This window comes from Chamaesiphon sp. GL140_3_metabinner_50, from assembly GCF_025361915.1.
GTDB lineage: Bacteria > Cyanobacteriota > Cyanobacteriia > Cyanobacteriales > Chamaesiphonaceae > Chamaesiphon.
In genome coordinates, this window is record NZ_JANYJC010000216.1 from 1 (window position 1) to 7,343 (window position 7,343).

Here is a 7,343-nt window from a genome sequence, read left to right on the forward strand (position 1 = left end):
CGGTGGAAGCCAGAACTCGGCACCCAAATCATGATATTCGATCGCGAGGATCTGAGTCTAGTTAGTAATTTCACTACTGAGCCGTGGTATCAATGGCATTTAGGTAATGGCTATGTCGATGCTAACGGTAAAATCATCTGCGATTTAGTTCGTTATGCCGATTTTGGAACTAATGAATTTTTGAGAGAAGTTGCTAGTGGTAAGACTCATACTGAAGCAATCGGTACGCTCTGGCAACTAGTCATCGATCCGACTGTGGGTAAGCTCATTAGTAGCGAACAATTATGCGATCGCAGTTGTGAATTTCCCTTAGTAGAAAGCTCTCAAGTCGGACGAGAATGGCGATATACATATCTAGCCGTTCACAAACCAAATGCAGTTCTCAATCGCGAATTAGTTGGGACGATTGGCAGGTTCGATCGACATACTAACACGTTAACTACTGCCGATCTCGCTAGTCATTTATACCCAACTGAGCCGATTCATGTTGTCGATAAATTCGATGCTAACCGAGGCTGGATTCTCACAGTAATTTACGATGGCGAAAATCATCAAAGTGAAGTTTGGATCTACGACTGCGATAGGTTAGATGAATCGCCTGTTTGTCGGTTAAGTTTACCTAGTGTGGTACCGATGGGTTTTCATGGTACCTGGAAAGGGAATTAAATATCTCTAAAATGCTAAATTACCTCCCAAAAACTATCCGCTCCTACTACTAGATAAGATTCTAAAATCTCAGTACTAGCAATAGGAGCGGTCTAGGGGGTCTGTTCGCTGGAACCTGGCTGCTGAGAGAAACTCTACAAACAAGACAGGAGTGAATCTAGAACGATTCTATAGACAAACCGATAAGTTTACTAGAGGACAGTCCCAGCACTCAGCCGGCTAACTCCAGTTTCGAGACCCAGACGTGTACTACTCTCGATCATGGGCACCACCTCCTAATATAATAATTGGATAGCTGTACTAGACAGCGGGTTATTTACTACCTGAACTTAATCTAACATAGGTAAGCAGAGTTGGCAATCAGAATTTGGGTAGATTTAAGTTAAATTAAATTAATTTGAATTTAACGATCGGTCTATTTTTACGATCCAAAACTTAGCTTACTACTGTCGGTACCCGTACATCATCGGTGAGGTTATCCATACCCGAATGCTGGAGTCTTTCAATAATGGCGATCGTTTCGCGCTCGAACACTACTTGAGCGCGATTTGTGCGCCCACCCAGATACAATTTACCATCCTTAACTACCGCCCAGATTTGAGAATGCGAGAAGTAACTCATGACTACTCCTAGCATCAGTAACCCGAAGCCTAAATAGACGATCGGAATTCCCGGATCGGCTTTAATTTGGAGTCCGGTTCCGCCGATTACTTCGAGAACTTTTAAGGTAACACCATTGACTTCTAACTCACCTCCAGCGCGCACGCTAGAAACTAGTTGCCCTTTGGTATCGTAGACTAGTAATGTCCCCTGCAAATCTTTAGCTAGTAGCGAAACACCTTCGCTTAAATCTGGCTTAGTGGGAATCCACGTTCCCCAAATTCGATTTTGGGCACCTTGTCCGATTTGCGCCATCGGTAATCTGAAAATCGGACTATTATTAATTCTGACTTTGACCCCAGAAATCGACCAGTCGGTTTGATAGTAATAAACGCCATCATATTTTAATGGTTTATTAACATAAATCGTCTGCCGATCTAGTTCTTTTTGGCTGTCATTATCTATTACTGACAGGTCGGAATAAAATTGATCGATCGTGCCAGCAGGCGTATATTCAATCCAGAATCGATTGACTTTAACCGACCAGTCTTTTGGAATTTGGTTGCGGGCTAATGGCCCAGCATCGAGGATATTTTTAACCTGAAATGTTTCGCCACTCGGCACCATTTCTTGAGCGATAAATCCTGTTGTCGCGCCCCAAACACCACCCAATAAAGTTAGAATCATCCCAACATGAACGACAATTGGGCCGATTTTACCAATTAGTCCTTTCCGCGCGTAAAGTTTATCGCCTTCGGTGAAGATCTTGTATTTCTGCGTTTGTAATTGGGTGGAAAGTTCATCTAGATTGCGATCGTCAATTTCGGCACTCAGAGCCAATCTTTGAAAGAATTTGGGATTATCATAAAATTTCCACTTTCGCGCCGATTTAAGCATCGGTAACTGCGTAGTAAAAGTACAAGTCATCAGACTAATTCCGAATAGTACTAGTAATGCTAAATACCACCAGGTTCGATATACATGGTCTAGTCCGATGACTTGAATTACTTTCCAAGTTAAGAAGCCAAATAGAGCCGGACTTTCAGGGTAATTAGTCTGATAAAATCCTGGCGTTTCGCCCTGCTCGATAACTGTCCCAGTGATACTCAAAACTGCGATAATCAGTACTAATGCGATCGCAAATTTAAGGTTGGCAATAACTGGTACTATTTTCTTCCGCCACCATTGTTGTGGTATTTGCCAGAAATTAAGTGGAGCTACGTTAGATTCGATCGCCATCTGTAAATTAGGGGTGAGGTTTTAGCCTTTAGGGTTTATGAATAAAGTACTACTGGTAGGGTGGGCACTGCCCACCAATGAGATCTCAGCTATTACTAATAGCAATATTTTTTACAAGATAGGTGCTATTTACTAATTTAGAAGTTTTAATAATTAATATTGGTGTAAATATCTAGCGAATCGATACATTGAAATACAAATGGTGGGCACTGCCCACCCTACTTCAGGGGATAGATTATTGTTTGTAATTAATTGCAAAAATATATCGATTATTAAAAATTTGGAATCCTAGTCAACAGTGAGAACACCCCAAAGCCGATCAAGAGAATGCCACTAGTTGGGGTAATCCAACCCGACCATTTACGGACTTCTAATAACTTTTTGATAACCGCTGTAAAGGTGCCTGCCAATATTAATGGTGCCACATAACCAGCCGTATATGCCAGGAGGAGTACCGCACCCAACCAGATATTGCCAGTACTGGCTACCCATGCGAGTAGGCTTGCAAGTACTGGCGTGCTGCAAGGAGAAGCGACTAAGCCAAAGGTGACACCTAGTAAATACGATCGCGCGCCATTGGGCAAGTCTTTGGGAATCCAATCCATACCGCCAAAATCGGGGAGTTGGAAGGGTAGAGCTTCAAGCAGATTTAACCCCATTAAAATTGCCACCGCGCTGACAAAAATTGGCAACCCCAAGCCAATTTGACCGTATACTTTACCCACTACCGCTGCAAATATCCCCAACCCCGCCAGCGTTGTTGCAATTCCGGCGCAGAAGAATGTCGATTGAATTGCGGCTTGCCAGCGACTTTTGTATTCATAGCCACCGATATAGCCGATCGTAATCGGTAACATCGACAAGGTGCAAGGTGTCAAACTGGTGAGTAATCCTGCCGAAAAAATGGTGAGAACGGAGATCCAGGTAATTTGCGTTAGTTGTTCGGTTACCAGTCGATCGGCGAAATGTTCGAGTTGGTATAGTACTGTCTGAAGATCGATCGTCGAGATATTCATGGGGATAAAGTGAGACAAGATTGTCTGTCGCAACTAGCAGCCGATCGAGAAGGTGGCGTTAGTTACTAGTTATAGCAAGATTTAACGGGTTGCGTCAGCTCGGTAAATACGCACTTTAATCCGGCAATATTTTGTTAACTAGTTGCCGATCGAGCGATCTTCATGAGATAATTGTAGACTGTGTTTATTTTATTCCCGCGTTGGGTCTGTAAAGAGTATGGCAGCCAAAAAGGGCGTTCGGATTATCATCACCTTGGAATGCACTGAGTGTCGCAGCAATACTGCTAAACGCTCGGCTGGTGTATCCCGTTACACGACAATGAAAAACCGCCGGAACACCACCGCTCGGTTAGAGTTGAGCAAATTCTGTCGTTATTGCAACAAACACGTAACACATAAAGAAATCAAGTAAGTAGTATTAACTACTCACCATCCACTATCCACTATCCACGAACAACATGGCTTATTTTCGCAAACGGTTATCGCCCATCAAACCTGGAGATCCAATCGATTACAAAGATGTAGATTTACTTCGCAAGTTCGTCACCGAGCGCGGCAAGATCTTACCTCGGAGAATTACTGGCTTAACATCCAAGCAACAAAGAGATATGACGCTTTCGATTAAACGCTCTCGCCAAATCGCATTGATGCCATTTATCAACGTCGAAGGTTAAACCATTAAGGGATGAGGGATGAGGATTGCTAGTAGCTTTAGGTTTCCAGCAAACTTCATGCCTTGACATTCCTGGAGTCATAGCGGCGATCGCGCATTCACATTACACTAGAGATCCGAACTTAAATCGCTACTGGCACAACCGTAACGATCGCACAACACGTAACAACGAACCGTTACAAAGGAAGAAACAGGGGTGGAGAAGGGAACTCTAGTTGAATTTTGGCACAATGGAGAACGCCGTCTGGCAATTGCCGATCGTCCAGAAGGGAAAAAACACTGGATTGCGATCGACGATCGAACTCAATCGCATACGCTTCATCCTCGCGATATTACCTATGAAGTTGCTGGGGTTACCTATAAGCAGCCCGCCGAGATTGCTAAATTTAGTGCCCAAGTCGCACCGAATATCGATCCCGATAGCCTAGAAGTCGCTTGGGAAATGTTGGTAGAAGACGGAGAAACAGTCGATCCACCGACACTCGCAGATTTATTATATTCCGATCGCATCCCAGCTCTGTGCTACGCCGCTTACGTCTTGCTCTCAGAAGATAAGATCTACTTCAAAAATAAAAAAGAAGACAAATACGAACCCCGCAGCCGCGCTCAAGTCACCGAACTCAAGCACCAAGCCACTGTCAAAGATCGAAGAGAAATCGAACAGCAAGGATTTATCGATCGCGTTCGGCAACAGTTAGCAGGTACCCCAGTAGAGTGGGAAGATACCGACAAACAGCGGCTCGAAGTCCTGGAAAAATACGTCCTCAATCCAGATCTGCCACCATCGAAACTCGGAGAATACCTCACAGCTCTCAACCGCCAGCAAACCCAACCAGCAGTATTCTCGCTCCTCGTGGAATTGGGATGGTGGAGCATCCATGAGAACATCCATCTGCGTCGCTCTCAGACTCCCGTTCACTTCTCACCCAAGATGCAAACCGTGGCGCATGAATTACTAACCAATCCACCTGTCGATCGCGATGCTACCCGTCGCCGCGATCTTACCCATCTCAAGGTATACACGATCGACGACGAAAGTACCCAAGAGATCGATGATGGATTGAGTTTGGAACTCTTGCCAGACGGACGGCAAAAGTTATGGATTCATATTGCCGATCCGACCCGATTATTATCGCCTGAAGACGAGTTCGATCTCGAAGCACGTAAAAGATCGGTGACGATTTATCTCCCCACCGGGATGATTCCCATGTTCCCACCCGCTCTGGCTACTGGCCCAATGAGCCTCAGACAGGGCAAAAAATGTTGCGCCTTGAGTTTTGGGGTAATTCTTGATGAGAGTGGTGCCGCAAGCGAATATGAGATAACTACTAGCACGATCGAGCCGACTTACAGGCTTACTTATGAAGATGTCGAGGAAATGCTGCAACTGCGGATTCCCGGAGAGCTAGAAATTGAATCGATTGCCAAAGCTGCCAAACTGCGGAACCAGTGGCGGACATCGCAAGGGTCGATTAATATCAACATGCCGGAGTCTACCGTCAAAGTCAGCGGCGATGAAGTTTCGATCGATCTAATTGAAGATAATCGCGCGCGCCGCCTAGTCGCCGAAATGATGATCCTCGCAGGTGAAGTCGCGGCTAGATACGGACAGGACAATGCGCTCCCCCTGCCCTATCGCGGACAACCCCAGCCAGAACTGCCTCCAGAAGAAGAACTAATTCTCATCCCAGTCGGCCCAGCACGCTCCTGTGCCGTGCGGCGGTGTATGCCCCGGAGTGAAATGGGAACTACGCCAGCTCGGCACGCTAGCCTGGGTTTAAACACCTATTCCCAAGTTACCTCACCAATTCGCCGCTATACAGACTTGCTCGCCCATTATCAAATCAAAGCTCACCTGCGTGGTGATGAATTACCATTCACCACCGAACGATTGCAGGAAATTATGCTGGCGTTGGGTACCAATATTTATGAAGCGATTATGGTAGAGCGACAAACCAATCGCTATTGGACTCTAGAATACCTCAATCGATCGGGCGATCGCGAATGGGATGCTTTATTCTTACGCTGGTTGCGAGAAGATGAAAGTCTCGCCCTGATCTTAATCGAAGAATTGGGAATTGAGTTAGCGATGAAGTTCAATCGCTGGGTAGCTGCTGGCGAACAGATTCAGGTACAAGTTGCTTTAGTCGATCCGCGTCAGGATATCATTCATCTGCGCGAAATTACCCGTCAATCTGCCGATTCGTTCGCTTAAACTTAGTTGGGAGTCATGGCAAAAAAACAGAAATTTCCGCATTTACTCGGCTCAAAATGGACGGCTGCCCAAAAAATGTGGGGGTGGTGACATTTTCAAGTTGTCAATTGTAAGAATGAGGGACAGTGGGTATTTGCCGAAATGCTCTCATCGTGCGATCCTACCGTCAGATTTTGGATTAACGCTCAAGCTACCAAAGATCCCAAGCAATGGAATCCAGGCTGGCAAACTCTCGATGAAATGGCATTGGCACCAGATGAGTTAGTTTTTATTGAGTAAATGCGATCGAGAGAGATCTAAGTTAATCCAATTGTTTGTAAAGTCAACTCAATATTAGAGGAAAAACTGTCCGATCTGCCACGTTATTAATTACACCACATGTCAGTTCGGATTCATCATGGTTGGTTTACAGAAATTCTGCAACAGCCAGTGTGGGGTGAAAAATTTATATTTATCCCTGTAGCTGGAGATGTTGGTAATATCAATCCAGCAGCAGTTGGACATGCAGGAGACGATCTAGATTATTATACGTTTCCGATTTCTAAATATATTAAAGATCCGACACCGATTCTTTCATTACCAACAAATAGCGGTGGCTTTTGGGAAGAAGTTGTCTATCCTGCATGGGTAAGAGCTAGAATACCCGCAGTATTCGGTGCTGGTTTGCCGCTATCCAGTTTTCAATGGAATTCAAGATTAGTGGAGCAAACATTTATTGCCTGTCAGCAAGAAAAAGATGGCAACTGGAATGCATATGTATTTACCTGCGAAGAATATTATACGGGAATAGAACCAGTAGATTCTTCTGTCATGCTGAGTTTCTATCGGGATAAGCGATGTTTCCAAACCTATAAACAAATTGCCGCCGATTTCTGGCAACTGCTTCTGAGCGAACCCGATAATTTATATCCATTTTTCGATCTTTATTTATCTT

The 7,343-nt window shown here is 44.8% G+C and carries 7 protein-coding genes and 1 pseudogene; 6 read left to right on the plus strand and 2 right to left on the minus strand.

Annotation, left to right across the window (positions count from 1 at the left end):
* Positions 1-666, plus strand: a 666-nt coding sequence (locus Q0R35_RS10795) for a carotenoid oxygenase family protein (RefSeq protein WP_295617485.1), incomplete at its 5' end; no start/stop codon positions are given.
* Positions 667-1,101: 435 nt separating this feature from the next.
* On the opposite strand, the gene Q0R35_RS10800 is transcribed toward Q0R35_RS10795, so the two are convergent.
* Complete coding sequence (locus Q0R35_RS10800) at positions 1,102-2,505, minus strand: cytochrome c biogenesis protein (RefSeq protein WP_295617488.1); 1,404 nt, start codon at positions 2,503-2,505, stop codon at positions 1,102-1,104.
* Positions 2,506-2,777: 272 nt separating this feature from the next.
* Positions 2,778-3,521 (minus strand): cytochrome c biogenesis protein CcdA, encoded by a 744-nt coding sequence (locus tag Q0R35_RS10805; protein WP_295617491.1) that lies wholly within the window; start codon positions 3,519-3,521, stop codon positions 2,778-2,780.
* Positions 3,522-3,738: 217 nt separating this feature from the next.
* On the opposite strand from Q0R35_RS10805, the gene rpmG reads away from it, so the two are divergent.
* From rpmG to Q0R35_RS10830, 5 genes and pseudogenes are all read left to right on the plus strand, one after another.
* Entirely contained in the window at positions 3,739-3,933 is a 195-nt protein-coding gene (rpmG, locus tag Q0R35_RS10810) for a 50S ribosomal protein L33 (RefSeq protein ID WP_295617494.1), read from the plus strand.
* A gap of 46 nt (positions 3,934-3,979) precedes the next feature.
* Entirely contained in the window at positions 3,980-4,195 is a 216-nt protein-coding gene (gene rpsR, locus Q0R35_RS10815) for a 30S ribosomal protein S18 (protein WP_295617498.1), read from the plus strand.
* Between the two features lie 195 nt (positions 4,196-4,390).
* The gene (locus Q0R35_RS10820; RefSeq protein WP_295617501.1) at positions 4,391-6,409 is read left to right on the plus strand and encodes a ribonuclease catalytic domain-containing protein; all 2,019 of its coding nucleotides are present in this window, start codon (positions 4,391-4,393) and stop codon (positions 6,407-6,409) included.
* 15 nt (positions 6,410-6,424) lie between these two features.
* Positions 6,425-6,688, plus strand: a pseudogene (locus tag Q0R35_RS10825) (TIGR02450 family Trp-rich protein).
* 99 nt (positions 6,689-6,787) lie between these two features.
* Positions 6,788-7,343: hypothetical protein (locus Q0R35_RS10830; RefSeq protein ID WP_295617504.1), on the plus strand; the 556-nt coding region annotated here is incomplete at its 3' end.

Excerpts from the sequence above, each read along its gene's own strand:
- Q0R35_RS10800 (WP_295617488.1), bottom strand. The coding sequence starts at position 2,505 with ATGGCGATCGAATCTAACGTAGCTCCACTTAATTTCTGGCAAATACCA.
- Q0R35_RS10805 (WP_295617491.1), bottom strand. The coding sequence starts at position 3,521 with ATGAATATCTCGACGATCGATCTTCAGACAGTACTATACCAACTCGAA.
- rpmG (WP_295617494.1), top strand. The coding sequence starts at position 3,739 with ATGGCAGCCAAAAAGGGCGTTCGGATTATCATCACCTTGGAATGCACT.
- rpsR (WP_295617498.1), top strand. The coding sequence starts at position 3,980 with ATGGCTTATTTTCGCAAACGGTTATCGCCCATCAAACCTGGAGATCCA.